The 17,355-nt window shown below is 68.4% G+C and carries 11 protein-coding genes and 1 pseudogene; 1 reads left to right on the top strand and 11 read right to left on the bottom strand.

Annotated features, from left to right (window positions below):
- Nucleotides 1-93 precede the first annotated feature (93 nt).
- From AC0HS0_RS00250 to AC0HS0_RS00200, 11 genes are all read right to left on the bottom strand, one after another.
- The gene (locus AC0HS0_RS00250) at nt 94-564 is read right to left on the bottom strand and encodes a type II secretion system protein (RefSeq protein ID WP_472960839.1); all 471 of its coding nucleotides are present in this window, start codon (nt 562-564) and stop codon (nt 94-96) included.
- A gap of 177 nt (nt 565-741) precedes the next feature.
- Nucleotides 742-1,968: a type II secretion system F family protein gene (locus AC0HS0_RS00245; protein WP_472960837.1), complete on the bottom strand. Its 1,227-nt coding sequence runs from the start codon at nt 1,966-1,968 to the stop codon at nt 742-744.
- On the bottom strand, nt 1,969-3,573 hold the full coding sequence (locus AC0HS0_RS00240) for a type IV pilus twitching motility protein PilT (RefSeq protein WP_472960835.1): 1,605 nt from the start codon (nt 3,571-3,573) through the stop codon (nt 1,969-1,971).
- A 36-nt stretch (nt 3,574-3,609) separates the two neighbouring features.
- Nucleotides 3,610-5,274 carry a GspE/PulE family protein gene (locus AC0HS0_RS00235; protein ID WP_472960834.1) on the bottom strand — a complete coding sequence of 555 codons (1,665 nt, stop codon included), beginning with the start codon at nt 5,272-5,274 and terminating at the stop codon, nt 3,610-3,612.
- A 179-nt stretch (nt 5,275-5,453) separates the two neighbouring features.
- Nucleotides 5,454-5,681 carry a hypothetical protein gene (locus AC0HS0_RS00230; protein WP_472960833.1) on the bottom strand — a complete coding sequence of 76 codons (228 nt, stop codon included), beginning with the start codon at nt 5,679-5,681 and terminating at the stop codon, nt 5,454-5,456.
- Between the two features lie 85 nt (nt 5,682-5,766).
- Entirely contained in the window at nt 5,767-9,642 is a 3,876-nt protein-coding gene (gene rpoC / locus AC0HS0_RS00225; RefSeq protein WP_472960832.1) for a DNA-directed RNA polymerase subunit beta', read from the bottom strand.
- 49 nt (nt 9,643-9,691) lie between these two features.
- On the bottom strand, nt 9,692-13,189 hold the full coding sequence (gene rpoB, locus AC0HS0_RS00220; RefSeq protein ID WP_472960831.1) for a DNA-directed RNA polymerase subunit beta: 3,498 nt from the start codon (nt 13,187-13,189) through the stop codon (nt 9,692-9,694).
- A gap of 333 nt (nt 13,190-13,522) precedes the next feature.
- Nucleotides 13,523-14,554: an SDR family oxidoreductase gene (locus tag AC0HS0_RS00215; protein ID WP_472960829.1), complete on the bottom strand. Its 1,032-nt coding sequence runs from the start codon at nt 14,552-14,554 to the stop codon at nt 13,523-13,525.
- Between the two features lie 50 nt (nt 14,555-14,604).
- A complete protein-coding gene (locus AC0HS0_RS00210; RefSeq protein WP_472960828.1) occupies nt 14,605-15,282 on the bottom strand; it encodes a response regulator transcription factor in 678 nt (225 codons plus the stop codon).
- The gene (locus AC0HS0_RS00205; protein WP_472960827.1) at nt 15,279-16,445 is read right to left on the bottom strand and encodes a sensor histidine kinase; all 1,167 of its coding nucleotides are present in this window, start codon (nt 16,443-16,445) and stop codon (nt 15,279-15,281) included. The genes AC0HS0_RS00210 and AC0HS0_RS00205 overlap by 4 nt, the downstream gene beginning before the upstream one ends.
- A 7-nt stretch (nt 16,446-16,452) precedes the next feature.
- A complete protein-coding gene (locus AC0HS0_RS00200; RefSeq protein WP_472960825.1) occupies nt 16,453-16,971 on the bottom strand; it encodes a hypothetical protein in 519 nt (172 codons plus the stop codon).
- 147 nt (nt 16,972-17,118) lie between these two features.
- On the opposite strand from AC0HS0_RS00200, the pseudogene AC0HS0_RS00195 reads away from it, so the two are divergent.
- Nucleotides 17,119-17,355: pseudogene (locus AC0HS0_RS00195) on the top strand (spermine synthase); the annotation flags it as partial.

Below are 17,355 nucleotides of genomic sequence, written 5' to 3'. Positions count from 1 at the left end.
CCTCCCCGGAGTCGGGTGTTGGGATGGTGGGTGACTTCCAGTGAAAAGGGGCGCCGCGTGCGCGGCGCCCCTTTCAGCTGTGTGGGAGTTCGATTACGGAGTGTTGGTCCCGCACGTGGTGCCCTTCTTGGCGCCCGTGGTGTCGGTGATGTTGAACGACGGGGTCGACGAGCTCTTGCTGACGCCGACGATGCAGAACCCGAACCCGGTCGGGGTCGAGAAGGTGAGCGAGGTGGTGTTGTCGCTCAGCGTGGCGCCGTACTTGGCAGCGTCCGTTCCGAGCCCGGTGCCCGTGAAGATCGCCGTACCGGCGTCGGTGTAGGCCTTGCCGGGGTTGTCGTTCATCCAACCCACGATCGCGGTCTTGCCGTTGGTCAGGTCGGACTTGACGGCCGAGTCCTTCGCGCTGTCCTGGATGCCCAGGTACACCGGGATGGCGATCGCGGCGAGGATGCCGATGATGATGACCACCACGAGGAGCTCGATCAGGGTGAAGCCCTTTTCGCCCTCCTCCAGGAGGCCCTTGCGGCGAGCGTTCAGCTTGCCCATGAGACGGAAGTACATTGCAGTGTCCATTCGGTCGGGTGGATGCGGATCCGGATGGGAGCGAGAACCCGTCCGTTGGCTTGATGGTATTTCCGAGGATTTTTTCGGCAGAATCCCACAAAAGGGGGCTTTTTCTTTGATATGTCACCCCAGTTCTGGGGAGCCCTCATTCAGGGGATAGTCAGATGTGAACGGTCACTTGACGAGGCTGGAGATCTGGAAGATCGGCATGTAGAGAGCGATGACCATGCCGCCGATGACGACGCCCAGGAACGCGATCATCAGGGGCTCGATCATGGCGGTGAGCTGCTCCGTCGCCGACTCGACCTCCTGGTCGTAGAAGTCGGCGATCTTGTTCAGCATGGTCTCCAGGGAGCCGGAGTCCTCGCCGACCGCGATCATCTGGATGACCATCGCAGGAAACACCGGCTGCTGCGCCAGCGGGCCGGCGATCGACTCGCCCTGGCGGACCGAATCGGCCACTTTCACGAGCGCGTTCTCTATGACCCAGTTGCCGGAGGTCTCTCCGACGATCTTCAGCGCCTGGAGGATCGGGACGCCCGCGCCGATCATGTTCGCGAAGTTCCGGCTGAAGCGGGCAACCGCGATCTTCTTCAGAAGCGGACCGAAGACCGGCAGCTTGAGCTTCAACGGATCCACTCGGCGGCGCACGGCCTCGGTGTTCTTGTTGCGGGACCACCAGATGCCGCCCGCGATGCCGCCGACGAGCAGGACGGGCGCGATCCAGACCATCGCGTGCGAGAGCTCGACGAGGATCATCGTCGGCAGGGGCAGTTGGCCGCCCAATCCTTTGAACATGTTCTCGAAGACCGGCACGATGAAGAGCAGCATCGCCACCACGGCCACCAGGGACATGATCAGGACGATGACGGGATACGTCAGCGCCGATTTGATCGTTCCACGAAGTTTGACTTCCTTCTCGAAGTTGGTGGCCACGGCCTCCAGCGACGAGTCCAGGAAGCCGCCGGTCTCGCCCGCACGCACCATGTTCACCATCAGCGGCGGGAAGGCGTCGCCGTGCTTGCGCATGGCATCGGAGATGGCGAGGCCGGACTCCACATCGTCGCGGACGTTGCCCATGATCGAAGCGAGTTTCTTGTTCTCGGTCTGCTCGGCGATGATGTGGAGCGTCCGCAGGATCGACAGTCCGGAGCCGATCATGGTGGCCATCTGACGGCTCATGATCGCGAGATCCTTGAGCTTCACACCCGAGCCGAAGCCGAGATTGATCTCCCGGTTGAGCCCGGTGCCGTCGGGCGCCTCCTCGATCGAGACGGGCGAGAGACCCATGGTCCTCAACCGCGACGCGACGGCGGACTCTCCCGGCGCGTCGAGCCTCCCTTTGACGATCTTGCCGTCGGCGTTCCTGCCGCGATAGGCGTACGTGGTCGAACCGGCCATCTACCTCACCACTCCCGAGAAGCTGTCGCCGAAATCCGGCCCGCTGGCCGCGATCGCGGCGGTGGCTGCGTCCGACGTCGAGTCGACGCGCGAGATCAGCCGGCTGATGCTCTCCAGATCGTGCGCCTTGTCCATGGCCGCGCGGCGGGTGATCGTGCCGCTGTCCACGAGTTCTGCGAGATGCTGGTCCATCGTGTGCATGCCTTCGCCGCGGCCCGCCTGCATGGCCGAAGCGATCTGGTACGTCTTGCCCTCGCGGATGAGGTTGGCGATGGCGGGCGTCATCATCAGCACTTCCGTCGCGACGACGCGGCCCTTGCCGGACGCGCGCTTGACGAGAGTCTGGCAGACCACGCCCCGCAGGGTGCCGGCGAGCTGCGCGCGCACCTGGTCCTGCTGGTGCGGCGGGAAGACGTCGATCACGCGGTCGATGGTCTGCGGTGCGTCCTGCGTATGCAGCGTCGCGAACACGAGGTGGCCGGTCTCTGCGGCGGTCAGCGCGACCGAGATGGTCTCAAGGTCGCGGAGCTCGCCGATCAGGATCACGTCCGGGTCCTGGCGGAGGACGTGCTTGAGGGCGTTGTTGAAGCTGTGCGTGTCGTGGCCGACCTCGCGCTGGTTGACGATCGACTTCTTGTGCGTGTGCATGAACTCGATCGGGTCCTCGACCGTCACGATGTGGTCGGCGCGGGTCGAATTGACCAGGTCGATGAGCGCGGCGAGCGTCGTCGACTTGCCCGAACCGGTCGGGCCGGTCACGAGCACGAGTCCGCGTGGGAGGCCGGCGAACCCGCCGATCGCCTCGGGCACACCCAACTCGCGCAGCTGCTTGATCTCGGTGGGGATGAGACGGAACGCCGCACCGACAGACCCGCGCTGCTGGTAGAAGTTGACGCGGAAGCGGGAGTTAGCCGAGATCGTGAACGCGAAGTCCAGCTCGAGTTCCCGTTTGAAGATCTCGGCCTGGCGCTCGCTCAGGAGGCTCTGCAGGGCGTCGAGGGTTCGCTCGTGCCCCCACGGCTCGGACGCGACGGCCGGAGTGAGCGCGCCGTCGATGCGCACCATCGGAGCCGCGCCAACCGTCACGTGGAGGTCGGACGCGCGCTGCAGGACGACCTCCCGGAGCGCCGCGAGGAGCTCCGGGTCTGCCTTGGCGAGGGCCTCCCTTTCGTCCGGCGTAAGCGTGCCGGTGTCCTCGGCGAAGACGGGCGCCGCGGCGACGACCGGGGACGCTGAGAGCACGGGCTCGGCGGCGCGGCGCCCCTCCGGCACGAGTCGCGTCACGGGTGCGGAGTGGTCGTAGCCGACCGTGCCGCCGCCCGTCGGGCCGTCGAGCGAGTAGACGACCGAGTTCTGCGTCGGTGGGGCCTGGTACGAGGGAGTCGCGGGGGCGACCGGTTCCACGAGCGCGGGATACGCCTCCGTCGCCGGGTAGGCCGGATGCGTGAACGCAGGCGGCTCCCAGCTCGGCGGAGCCAACGGCACGCCGGCGCCCGGCGCCCAGCCGTCGGCCGCCGCGCCCTGCGGCGTGACGGGGATCTCGTACAGCGGCTTCGCCGTCGGCGGCGGGAAGCCGCCCCAGCTCTGGTCGTTCCCGTCGGTCATGGGCCCTCCTTCGTCATTTGTTCGGGGTCGTCGTGGTCACGCCACCACTCGCAGGATCTCTTCCACGGACGTCATGCCGCGCTTGACCTTCTCCCAGCCGTCTTCGCGCAGGGTCAGCATGCCCTGCTCGCGAGCAGTGCGTCCGATCTCCGCGCTCGAGGCACGTTCGACGGCGAGCCGTTCGATGTCCTCCGTCACGGCCATCACTTCGTGCACCGCGATCCGGCCGCGGTAGCCGGTGTTGGAGCACGACGGGCATCCCACGGGCACGAGGAGCTGAGGCAGCGGCTGCTGGATGTCCACAGGGAACCGCAGCCGCAGCAGATCCTCGTGCGTGTACGCGCCGGGCTGCTTGCACCTCTCGCAGAGCCGCCGCGCAAGGCGCTGAGCCACCACGCAGTCGAGCGCGGAACCGACGAGGAACGGCTCGATGTCCATCTCGGTCAGGCGGGTCACGGCGCTGGGCGCATCGTTGGTGTGCAGTGTCGACAGCACGAGGTGGCCGGTGAGCGATGCCTCGATGGCGATCTGCGCGGTCTCGTGGTCGCGGATCTCGCCCAGCAGCACGACGTCCGGGTCGCTGCGGAGGATGCTGCGCAGCGCGCTCGCGAACGTCAGGCCCGCCTTCGGGTTGACCTGCACCTGGTTGATGCCCGCCATCCGGTACTCGACCGGGTCCTCGACGGTGATCACGTTGATCTCGGGGCGCGCCACGGCGTTCAGCGTCGTGTACAGGGTGGTCGACTTGCCCGACCCGGTCGGGCCGGTGACGAGGATCATCCCGTACGGCTTGGAGTACGACGCGCGGTAGGTCTCGAAGTTGCGCTCGAGCAGGTTGAGGTCGGTGAGCGTCATCCCGGTGTTCGAGTTGTCCAGGATCCGCATGACGACCTTCTCGCCCCACACCGTCGGCAGGGTGGCAACGCGCAGGTCGATCTGCCTGCCGCCGTGCACGACGGACATCCGGCCGTCCTGCGGCTTGCGACGCTCGGCGATGTCGATGTCGCTCATGATCTTGAGGCGGGAGATCACACCGTTCTGGATCGCCTTGGGCGCGCTCTGCATCGCGTGCAGCACGCCGTCGATCCGATACCGCACGCGCACGTCGTGCTCGGCCGGCTCGATGTGGATGTCGGAGGCGTGGTCTTGGATGGCCTGGCTGACGAGCAGGTTCACGAACCGCACGATGGGCGCCTCGTCGTCGGAGTCGGTCAGGGCGCTCTGATCCTCGACAGGGGCGGACTCCTCCTCCAGCGTGGTGGTGAGGTCGCTGAGCTCGTCGTCGGCGCGGATGTACCGGTCGATCGCGGTCAGAAGGTCGGCCTCGTCGGCGACGACCGGGGTCACACCCATGCGTGCCGCCGCGCGCACGTCGTCGAGCGCGAAGACGTTGCCGGGGTCGGCCATGGCCAGCACGACGGAACCGTCGGCGGTGCCGATGGGCAGCACGGTGTGCCGGCGGCAGATCACACCGGGGATCAGGGCGACGGCCGTGCGGTCGACCGGGTAGTCGGCGAGCTCGACGAAGGGCAGGCCGGACTGCGCCGCACGGGCGCGCGCGAGCTGCCCGGCGGTGATCGCCCCACGGCTCAGCAGCTCGCGGACGACGGCCTCGTCGGCACTCGGCTCGGTCTCGACACGGTCCAGGTACTCGATCGGGAGATGGCCGTGCAGGATGAGGATCTCGGTCATGGACGCCACGGGGACCTCCTCGGATAGAAGTCCTGTCGGCCTCGGGTAAACCGACAGAGCATCGCCGTCACCCGGGCGAGACTCCGGGCGGGGCGAAGCCTTGTCACCGTAACCGCCGCGTCAGCACGCGGAACAGACCCGCTTGCGGGTGCCCCGCGCGCGGGGGTCAGCGCTGAGGGGCGCGCGGATCAGTGGTGGCGGAGGTCTCCGCGGCGGCTCGCGAGGTACACCAGGATGCCGCCGAGGACGGCGCAACCCATCGTGGTCAGCCAGAACGGGAGGGTGGCGGCGGCATGACCGGTGGTCACCTGGACGATGCCTACGACGAAGCTCACCACGGCGACCACGAGCGCGACGGCGGCGAAGCCCAGCATCGAGCGACCGACGGTGTCCGTGTACTCCAGAAGCCTCCACACCCCTCTATTGTCGCGTATGCCGGCCCACACGAACGACGAAGGCCCCCGGCGTGAGCCGGGGGCCTTCGTGGTACGGACTACCTGCTTAGTTGTAGGTGCCCGGGGTGTAGTCGTCCGAGCTGAAGCTGTCGAAGTCGACGAAGCTCAGGTCGTTCTCGCTGAACGCGGAGTCGTCGGCGAAGATGCGGTTGGGGTACCGCTCCGCCTTGGCCTCCTCCGTCGCCTCCACCGAGACGTTCCGGTAGCGCGACAGACCCGTTCCGGCCGGGATGAGCTTACCGATGATGACGTTCTCCTTGAGACCGATCAGCGGGTCGGACTTGCCCTCCATGGCCGCCTGCGTCAGGACGCGGGTGGTCTCCTGGAAGGACGCGGCCGACAGCCACGACTCGGTCGCCAGCGAGGCCTTGGTGATACCCATGACCTCCTGACGGGCGGACGCCGTCTTCTTGCCCTCGGTCAGCGCAGCGCGGTTGATCTCGTTGTACCGCGAACGGTCGACGAGCTCACCCGGAAGCAGGTCGGTGTCGCCGTGGTCGACGACGGTGACCTTGCGGAGCATCTGACGGACGATGACCTCGATGTGCTTGTCGTGGATCGGCACACCCTGCGAGCGGTAGACGCCCTGCACGCCGCCCACCAGGTGCTTCTGCACCTCGCGGACGCCCTTGACCCGGAGGACTTCCTTCGGGTCGACGGTGCCGACGATCAGCTGCTGGCCGAGCTCGACGCGCTGGCCGTCCTCCACGAGGAGGGTGGAGCGCTTCAGCACCGGGTAGACGTGCGGCTCGTCGCCGTTGTCCGGGGTCAGGATGACCTTGCGGGACTTGTCCGTCTCCTCGATGACGATGCGGCCGGCGGCCTCGGCGATCGGGGACGCACCCTTGGGGGTACGGGCCTCGAACAGCTCCTGCACGCGCGGCAGACCCTGGGTGATGTCGTCCGCGGAGGCCGAACCACCGGTGTGGAAGGTACGCATCGTCAGCTGCGTTCCGGGCTCACCGATCGACTGGGCGGCGATGATGCCGACCGCCTCGCCGATGTCGACGAGCTTGCCGGTCGCGAGCGAACGGCCGTAGCAGGCGGCGCAGACGCCGACCGCCGACTCGCAGGTGAGCACGGAGCGGACCTTGATGTCGGTCACGCCGGCGGCCACCAGCTTGTCGATGAGCACGTCGCCCACGTCCTCGCCCGCCTTCGCCACCACGGTGCCGTCGGTGCCGACGGCGTCAGCGGCGAGGGTGCGCGCGAACACGGAGTTCTCGACGTTCGGGTCGCGGGTGAGCACGCCCTCGGCGTCCACGGTCGCGATCGGGAGGTCGAGACCCTTGGTCGTGCCGCAGTCGTCCTCGCGGATGATGACATCCTGCGAGACGTCCACCAGACGACGGGTCAGGTAACCCGAGTCGGCCGTACGGAGAGCCGTGTCGGCCAGACCCTTACGGGCACCGTGCGTCGCGATGAAGTACTCCGCCACCGACAGACCCTCGCGGTACGAGGAGATGATCGGACGGGGGATGATCTCACCCTTCGGGTTGTTCACCAGACCACGCATACCGGCGATGTTGCGCACCTGCAGCCAGTTACCACGGGCACCCGACGTGACCATGCGGTTGATGGTGTTGTCGGCCGGGAAGTTGGCGCGCATGGCCTCGGCCACCTCGTTGGTCGCCTCGGTCCAGATCTTCACCAGCTCCTGGCGACGCTCGAGGTCGGTCGTGAGACCCTTCTCGAACTCGGCGGTGATCTTGGCAGCCTTCTTCTCGTAGCCGGCCACGATCTGCGCCTTGTTCGGCGGGGTCAGGATGTCGCTCAGCGACACCGTGACGCCCGAGCGGGTGCCCCAGTAGAAGCCGGCGTCCTTGATCCGGTCGAGCGCGGCGGCGACCTCCACCTTCGGGTACCGCTCGGCGAGGGCGTTGACGATCGACGAGATCTGGCCCTTGTCGGCGACGGCCTCCACGTAGGGGTAGTCCGCCGGCAGCGCCTCGTTGAAGAGGGCCCGGCCGAGCGTGGTCTCCACGATCGCGGTGATCGGCTCGGCACCCGTGTCGGCGGCGTCCGACGGCACGTAGTTGTCGAGGCGGATCTTCACCATCGCGTTGAGGTGCAGCGAGCCCTGGTCCTTCGCGAGGATCGCCTCGGAGACCGAGGAGAACGCGCGACCCTCACCCTCAGCGCCCTCGCGGACGGTGGTGAGGTGGTGCAGACCGATGATCATGTCCTGCGAGGGCAGGGTGACCGGGCGGCCGTCGGACGGCTTCAGGATGTTGTTCGAGGCGAGCATCAGGATGCGGGCCTCGGCCTGGGCCTCCACCGACAGCGGAAGGTGCACGGCCATCTGGTCGCCGTCGAAGTCCGCGTTGAAGGCGGCGCACACCAGCGGGTGGAGCTGGATGGCCTTGCCCTCGACGAGCTGCGGCTCGAACGCCTGGATGCCGAGACGGTGCAGGGTGGGCGCGCGGTTCAGGAGGACCGGGCGCTCGCGGATGATCTCCTCGAGCACGTCCCAGACCTGCGGGCGCGAACGCTCCACCATGCGCTTGGCGGCCTTGATGTTCTGAGCGTGGCTCAGGTCGATCAGGCGCTTGATCACGAACGGCTTGAACAGCTCCAGCGCCATCTGCTTGGGCAGACCGCACTGGTGCAGCTTGAGCTGCGGACCCACGATGATGACCGAACGGCCCGAGTAGTCCACGCGCTTGCCGAGCAGGTTCTGGCGGAACCGGCCCTGCTTTCCCTTCAGCATGTCGCTGAGGGACTTGAGCGCGCGGTTGCCGGTGCCCGTGACCGGGCGGCCGCGGCGGCCGTTGTCGAACAGTGCGTCGACGGCCTCCTGGAGCATGCGCTTCTCGTTGTTCACGATGATCTCGGGAGCACCGAGGTCGAGCAGTCGGCGCAGACGGTTGTTGCGGTTGATCACGCGACGGTAGAGGTCGTTCAGGTCGGAGGTCGCGAAACGGCCACCGTCGAGCTGGACCATCGGGCGCAGCTCCGGCGGGATGACCGGGACCACGTCGAGCACCATCGCGGCCGGCGAATTGCCGGTCGCCAGGAACGACGACACCACGCGCAGGCGCTTGATGGCGCGGATCTTCTTCTGGCCCTTGCCGTTCGCGATCTGCTCGCGGAGCAGTTCGGCCTCGGCGGTCAGGTCGAAGGACTGCAGGCGACGCTTGATCGCCTCGGCGCCCATGAAGGCCTCGAAGTACAGGCCGTAGCGGTCGACGAGCTCGTTGAAGTCCGCATCCTCCGGCTTGAGGTCGCCGACCTTGAGGGTGCGGAAGGACTCCCACACGCGCTCCAGACGGGCGATGTCCTCGTCGTAGGACTTGCGGATCTGGCCCATCTCCTTCTCGGAGGTGTCCTTGACGCGACGCTTCTGGTCGGCCTTGGCACCTTCCTCCTCGAGGGCGGCGAGATCGGTCTCGAGGCGCTGCAGACGCTCGGCGACGCGGGCGTCGCGCTGGTCGGACAGCGTCTTGATCTCCAGGCGCAGCTCGTTCTCGAGGCCAGGGAGGTCGGCGTGACGGCCGTCCTCATCGACCTCGATCACCATGTAGGCGGCGAAGTAGATGACCTTCTCGAGGTCCTTCGGCGCCATGTCGAGCAGGTAGCCGAGGCGGCTGGGCACACCCTTGAAGTACCAGATGTGCGTGACCGGCGCGGCCAGCTCGATGTGGCCCATGCGCTCGCGGCGCACGGAGGACTTGGTGACCTCCACGCCACAGCGCTCGCACACGATGCCCTTGAAGCGGACGCGCTTGTACTTGCCGCACGAGCACTCCCAGTCGCGGGACGGGCCGAAGATCTGCTCTCCGAACAGGCCGTCCTTCTCGGGCTTCAGCGTGCGGTAGTTGATCGTCTCGGGCTTCTTGACCTCGCCGTAGCTCCAGCGACGGATGTCGTCAGCGGTGGCCAGTCCGATACGCAGCTCGTCAAATGTTGTCGATTCGAGCAATGTTTACTCTCTCCTAGAAAAGATTCGTCAGTTGGGTCTGGCTACCGGGTCAGATTTCGTCGATCGACGACGACTCGAACCGGGAGGAGATGTTGATGCCGAGCTCCTCCGCAGCGCGGAAGGCCTCGTCGTCGGCGTCGCGCAGGCTGACCGCCTGGCCGTCGGCCGAGAGGACCTCCACGTTCAGGCAGAGGGATTGCATCTCCTTGATGAGGACCTTGAAGGACTCCGGGATGCCCGGCTCCTGGATGTTCTCACCCTTGACGATGGCCTCGTAGACCTTGACGCGGCCGAGGATGTCATCCGACTTGATGGTCAGGAGCTCCTGGAGCGCGTACGCGGCTCCGTAGGCCTCGAGGGCCCACACCTCCATCTCACCGAAGCGCTGACCGCCGAACTGCGCCTTACCACCGAGCGGCTGCTGGGTGATCATCGAGTACGGGCCGGTCGAACGCGCGTGGATCTTGTCGTCGACCAGGTGGTGCAGCTTCAGGATGTACATGTAGCCGACCGACACCGGGTCCGGGTAGGGCTCGCCGGAGCGGCCGTCGAACAGCTGCGTCTTGCCGGACGAGCCGATCAGACGGTCGCCGTCACGCGTCGGGAGCGTCGAGTCGAGCAGACCCGCGATCTCCTCCTCCTTGGCGCCGTCGAACACCGGGGTTGCGACCTTGGTGTTGGGCGCTGCGCTGTGCGCGGCCTCGGGGAGGTCGGCGGCCCACTTGGGCTTGCCGGAGATCTCCCAGCCGTTCTTCGCGATCCACCCGAGGTGGATCTCGAGGACCTGGCCGAAGTTCATTCGACCGGGCACACCCAGCGGGTTGAGGATGACGTCGACGGGCGTGCCGTCCGCGAGGAACGGCATGTCCTCGACCGGGAGGATCTTCGAGATGACGCCCTTGTTGCCGTGACGGCCGGCGAGCTTGTCACCCGCGGTGATCTTGCGCTTCTGGGCGATGTACACCACCACGCGCTGGTTCACGCCGGAACCGAGCTCGTCGTCGCCGTCCTGCGCGTCGAAGACCTTGACACCGATGATGGTGCCCTCCTCGCCGTGCGGGACCTTGAGGGACGTGTCGCGCACCTCGCGGCTCTTCTCGTTGAAGATCGCGCGGAGCAGGCGCTCCTCGGCCGACAGCTCGGTCTCGCCCTTCGGGGTGACCTTGCCGACGAGGATGTCGCCGGGGCGCACCTCGGCGCCGATGCGGATGATGCCGCGCTCGTCGAGGTCGGCCAGGAGGTCCGGGCTGACGTTCGGCAGGTCGCGGGTGATCTCCTCCTTGCCCAGCTTGGTGTCGCGGGCATCGACCTCGTACTCCTCGATGTGGATCGAGGAGAGGGTGTCGTCCTTCACCAGGTTCTGGCTGAGGATGATCGCGTCCTCGAAGTTGTGACCCTCCCACGGCATGAACGCCACGAGGAGGTTCTTGCCGAGCGCGAGCTCGCCGTTCTCGGTGGCCGGGCCGTCTGCGACGACCTCGCCCGCCTCGATCCGGTCGCCCTCGTCGACGACCACGCGGTGGTTGTACGAGGTGCCCTGGTTGGAGCGGTCGAACTTGCGCAGGTAGTAGGTCTTGATCGTGCCGTCGTCAGCCTGGACGGTGACGGCGTCGGCCGAGACCTCGGAGACCACGCCGGACTTGTCGGCGGTGACCACGTCACCGGCGTCGATGGCCGCGTAGCCCTCCATACCGGTTCCGACGACCGGGCTCTCCGAGCGGAGCAGCGGCACCGCCTGGCGCTGCATGTTCGCACCCATGAGGGCTCGGTTGGCGTCATCGTGCTCGAGGAACGGGATCAGGGAGGTACCCACCGACACCATCTGGCGCGGGGAGACGTCCATGTAGCCGATCTCGTCGGCGGGGATCAGGTCGACCTCGCCGCCCTTCTGACGGGCGAGCACGCGCTCCTCGGTGAAGTGGCCGCTCGGGTCGAGCGGGGCGTTGGCCTGCGCGACGACGAAGTCGTCCTCCTCCGAAGCGGTGAGGTAGTCGATCTGGTCGGTGACGCGACCCTCGACGACCTTGCGGTACGGGGTCTCGATGAAACCGAACGAGTTGATCCGCGCGAACGACGCGAGCGAGCCGATCAGACCGATGTTCGGGCCTTCCGGCGTCTCGATCGGGCACATGCGGCCGTAGTGCGAGGGGTGCACGTCGCGGACCTCGACGCCCGCGCGCTCACGGCTCAGACCACCCGGGCCCAGCGCCGACAGGCGGCGCTTGTGGGTCAGGCCCGCGAGCGGGTTGTTCTGGTCCATGAACTGCGACAGCTGGGACGTTCCGAAGAACTCCTTGATCGCGGCTACGACCGGTCGCACGTTGATCAGGGTCTGCGGGGTGATCGCCTCGATGTCCTGCGTGGTCATGCGCTCGCGCACGACGCGCTCCATGCGGCTCAGGCCCGTACGGACCTGGTTCTGGATGAGCTCGCCGACGGCGCGGATGCGACGGTTGCCGAAGTGGTCGATGTCGTCGGTGTCGAGACGGATGTCGGTCTCGACGCCGCCCCGCAGGCCCCTGAACGTGGTCCGGCCGTCGTGGAGGGCGACCAGGTACTTGATCGTGGCGAGGATGTCCTGCACGGTCAGCACGGAGTCCGTCAGCGGGGCCTCGAGGCCGAGCTTGCGGTTGATCTTGTACCGGCCGACCTTGGCGAGGTCGTAGCGCTTCGGGTTGAAGTAGAAGTTGTCCAGCAGCGCACGCGCGGCCTCGGCGGCGACCTGCTCGCCCGGACGCAGCTTGCGGTAGATGTCCTTCAGCGCCTCCTCCTTGGTGAGGATGGCGTCCTTCTCGAGGGTGAGCTCGATCGACTGGTAGCCGGCGAACTCGCTGAGGATCTCCTCGCTCGTGAGGCCGAGGGCCTTGAGGAAGACGGTGACCGACTGCTTGCGCTTGCGGTCGATGCGGACACCGACCTGATCGCGCTTGTCGATCTCGAACTCGAGCCACGCACCGCGGCTCGGGATGACGCGCGCCGAGTAGATGTCCTTGTCGGACGTCTTGTCTGCTGCGGCCTCGAAGTAGACGCCCGGCGAGCGGACGAGCTGGGAGACGACGACACGCTCGGTGCCGTTGATGATGAAGGTGCCCTTCTCGGTCATGAGCGGGAAGTCGCCCATGAAGACCGTCTGGGTCTTGATCTCACCCGTGAGGTGGTTCATGAACTCGGCCTCGACGTAGAGCGGGGCCGCGTAGGTCTTGCCCTTCTCTTTGCACTCGTCGATCGAGTACTTCTTCTCTTCGAGGAAAGGGTTCGTGAACGAGAGCTGCATGGTCTCGCCGAGGTCCTCGATCGGAGAGATCTCTTCGAAGATCTCCTCGAGGCCCGTGTTGGCGGGCAGATCCTGGCGACCCTGGGCCTCGGCCTCGGCGACGCGTGCCTTCCACGCGTCGTTTCCGACCAGCCAGTCGAAGCTCTCCGTCTGCAATGCGAGCAGATCGGGAACGGTGAGGGTGTCCGTGATCTTGGCGAACGAAAGACGAGATGCGCCTCGTCCGTTCTTGGGTGTCTTGTCAGTGTTGGTTGCGTTGCGCGCAGCAGCCAAGGAAATAACCTCCGTGGGCCCCGTCGGGCCAGTTACTGTCGGTCGAGATGTGGTGTTGTGAGGGACGAGGACTCCCAGACACGTCGCGCGGCGCCGTATCTGACCCGGTGAACCGGGCCCAGACGCGTGCGTGGAAAGTCAGAGCCGACCGCAATATGAAGGCAAGGGTGTGCGCTGGGAGCGCAAAGAACCACTATATGTCAAACTGACGCGCCGTGTCCAGTCTTTTCTTGACCCGAAGCGCAGTCTCGGTGTATAACCGCGCGGTCGGCCAGGTATTCCCGCCACTCCGGGGTGATCCTCCGGGCGGGATTCTTCGGGCGAACTCGCAGGTCAGCGCAGTCGCGGCGGGAGGGAGTCGACCGTCGCGAATACGGCTTCCTCACGAGATCGCGGACTCCAGCCGAGCACGCTGCGCGCCTTGTCGGACGAGCCGTTGCGGTAGACGCCGATGTCGGGCAGCGAGCCGCGGACCCGCCTGCTGAACGGTGCGGCGGCCTTGATGACCCACGTCGGCATCACGGCGGTGCGCACACGGTCCCCCGCCGGCGAACCCAGGTGGCCGCGGATCAGCAGCGCCAGCTCCGGCGCGCTCAGGGCGTCCCCGGCGGTCGCGAGGAACCGCTCGCCCGCCGCCTCCGGCCGGGTCATCGCGAGCAGGTGGAGGCCGGCGACGTCGCGGACGTCGACGACGCCGAAGTACACGTCGGGCAGCCGAGGGAGGCGGCCCTCCCGCAGCAGCTTCACGAGCTCGACCGAGCTGGAGTAGTCGGGGCCGAGGACGGGCCCGAGGATGCCGACCGGGTTGACGGTGGCGAGCTCGAGGTCGCCGCCCTCCTTGGCCAAGAAGGCCCACGCCGCGTGCTCGGCGAGCGTCTTGGAGCGGACGTAGGCGCTGATCGGCCGCCCGCTGTCGAGCTCGGTCCAGTCGGCCTCCGTGAACGGGCGCTTCGTGGGTGCATGGCCGTAGCCGATCGCGGCGAACGACGAGGTGAGGACGACCCGCTCCACGCCGGCGTCGCGCGCGGCGCGCAGCACGCGGAGGGCGCCCTCCCTGGCAGGGCGGACCAGCTCGTCGGGATCTTTCGGCTCGGTCATCGGGAACGGCGAGGCGACGTGCAGGACGTACCGGCAGCCGGCGACCGCCTCCGCCCAGCCGGCGTCGTCGAGGAGGTCGGCGACGGCGAACTCGAGGCGGTCACCCGCATCGGGCACGCCCCCAGCGGCCAGCTGCGAGCGCACGTCGGCCGCCCGCTGCGGCGACCGGATCGTCGTGCGGACGTCGTAGCCCGCCTCCAGCAGCGCGAGCACGCAGTGCGCACCCAGGAACCCCGACCCGCCCGTCACCAGCACCCGATCCGCCATGACGACATCCTCCTCCGCCAGTCGGCGCCGGGCTACCGGTCGGGCTACGGCTAGGGCCGCACGAGGGCGATGGCCTGCGCACGGGTCTGCACGCCGAGCTTGGCGAAGATGGCGTTGATGTGCGTCTTCACGGTCGATCCGCCGACGAACAGGGCGGAGGCGATCTCGCCGTTGCTGAGGCCGTCGGCGACCAGCCCGAGCACCTCGGCCTCCCGCCGGGTGAGCGTCGGGAACCGCGCGACCAGCGCGTCGGGACGGTCGGCCGCGCGGGCGGGCGCGGCCGAGGTCAGCGAGCCCACGATGCGGGCGCCGACCTCCGGGGCGAACGTCGACTGCCCGCGCGCGACGGCGCGCACCGCGGCGGCCAGTTCGGCGCGGCCGGCGTCCTTCGTCAGGTAGCCGCGGGCGCCGGCGCGCAACGCGGTGAGGATGGACGCGTCGTCGGCGAAGGTGGTCAGCACCAGCACGGCGACGCCCGGCGCCTCCCGCGTGATGCGCTCGGTGGCGCCGACGCCGTCGAGCACCGGCATCCGGAGGTCCATCAGCACGACGTCGGGACGCTCGGACACGGCGAGTGCGACGGCCTGCGCTCCGTCCGCCGCGGCGCCCGCGACCTCCACGTCGGGCAGGAGGCCGAGCACGGTCACGAGCCCGTCGCGGATGATCGCCTGGTCGTCGGCGACGACGACGCGGATCGGGGTCTCGGCGAACGGGTTCTCGGCGCTCATGCCAGCCTCGCCTCGGCCGTGACGGTGAACCGGCCGCCGTCGGAGGTCGCGGTGGCCGAGCCGCCGAGCGGGAGGGCGGCGAACCGCTCGCGCATCCCTTCGAGGCCGTGGCCGCCTCCCGAGCTCGCGAGCTCGAAGCCGGTCGCGGACGCAGCGGGAGGCGACGCGACCAAGGGCGAGGAGACGGTGAGCAGCACCCGCTCAGTCGTCCAGTCGAGCCGGGCGTCGACCGAAGCACCCGGCGCGTGCTTGCGCGCGTTGCTCAGGGCCTCCTGCAGCGCCCGTTGCAGCGCCGTCGCCTGGCTGGTGCTGAGCGGCCGGGGCTCGCCCGAGACGCGGAGGTCGGCGGCGCCGCCGAGCGCGCGGTGTGCGGCGACCAGGTCGTCGAGGGTGGCGCGGAAGTCGGCAGGCGTCACCGTCTCCGCCGCCGTGGAGCGCTCGGGGTCGCGCAGCGCGGCGACCGCCCTGCGCGCCTCCGCGAGCCCTTCGGCCGCGAGCCCCCGCGCGACGACGACGCGGTCGCGCGCCGCGGTCGCGTCGCCCGCTTCGAGCAGCGCGTCGACCGCGTCGAGCTGGATGACCAGCCCGCCGAGGCTGTGGGCGAGCACGTCGTGGAGGTCGCGCGCGATGGCGACGCGCGCGGCCTCCTCGCGCATCTCGAGGTCGCGCTCGCGCAGGAGCGCCGCCTGCTCCTCGCTGGTGCGGAACTGGCGGCGGCTGAGGCCGGCGAACGCGGCCAGCACGATTCCGGCCATCTCGCCGAGAACTGCCGCGACGGGCGAGCCGAACGGCACGGCGCCGACCGCGACCAGGGCCGCGCTCAGCACGGCGACCGCTCCCCCGAGCTGGAGGGGCCGCTCCGGATCGCCGATCAGATACAGCACCGCGACGGCGGCCGGCACGATCGCGAGGCCATCGGTCGCCGGCGCCACGAACGCGCCGGCGATCGCCGCGACGAGACTGAGTGCCAGCGCCCACCGCCTCCACCCGACGAAGCCGAGCACGGCCCGCAGCGCCCATGCGGCCACCGACGCGAAGGCGACGACCAGCACCCACACCGGGCGGTCCTCGGTGTGGGTGCGCAGCAGCGACCAGCCGATCGCGACGGCGCCGAGCAGGCTCAGGACGAGGGCGAGCAGCCCCGGTCTGGTCCAGAAGTCCACGAGACCATCATGCGGCGAGCGCGGCGTGCCGATCGAGACGCGCCGCGAAGACGGCGGTTCGGGCGGCGCGGTTGGCGGCGAAGACCAGGAAGATGACGCCGGTCGCGGTCACCAGGTGCGACCCGGCCGCGGAGGCGAGCACGTCGACGCCGACGCGGATGCCGATCACCAGCACCCACAGCACGACGCCGAGCACGCCGGTGCGGGACTCGTAGCTCGCGACGTAGCGCGCATCGCTGCCGAGCTGCACCGGGGACTCCAGCGGGCGGAAGTGCGCGATCGCGCCCATCCAGGCACCGACGCCGAGGGAGAGGACGAGCTCGCCGGCGACGACGGCGATGTCGAGCGGAGTGAGCGCGGACGGCTTCACCTGCTGCACGATCAGCACGACGCCGACGACCGACATGATCGCCGGGAACCGCCACATCTTCGCGATGGACACCGGGCGCCAGGTCAGCTGGCGGTAGCCGACCCAGCAGATCAGCAGCAGGATGAGGATCGCGTTGGTCAGCGTCTGGACGGTCATGGAGGTCAGGTCCTTCCGGCCGGCGGATCCGGCCACTCCTCCAGCGTCGTGGTCGCGCGCGTCGAGCGGGACCTCCCGACGGCGGAGACCGAGTGGAGATCCGGGTGGAGATCCGGGTGGAGATCGGGTGGAGACTACGCTGGTCGGGTGCCCCAGAACCCGTCGATCCCGTCGGTCGTCCTCGCGGAGAGCGGCTACCTCGCCAGCATCGAGCCCGACAGGTTCGTGCCGGGCGCATACCAGCTGATCGTCGACGGGACGCCGCAGTCGCACGTCGACCTCGACGACCCCAGCAGGCTCTTCTTCGAGTACGTGCAGCGGATGGGCAACGTGATCGACCTCATCGGCGAGCCGGGCCAGCCGATCACCGCCGTGCACCTGGGC

Source organism: Leifsonia sp. PARNA 1/14, from assembly GCF_055720965.1.
Note: the sequence above shows the minus strand (reverse complement) of the source record. Positions and strands in the feature narration are given on the sequence as shown.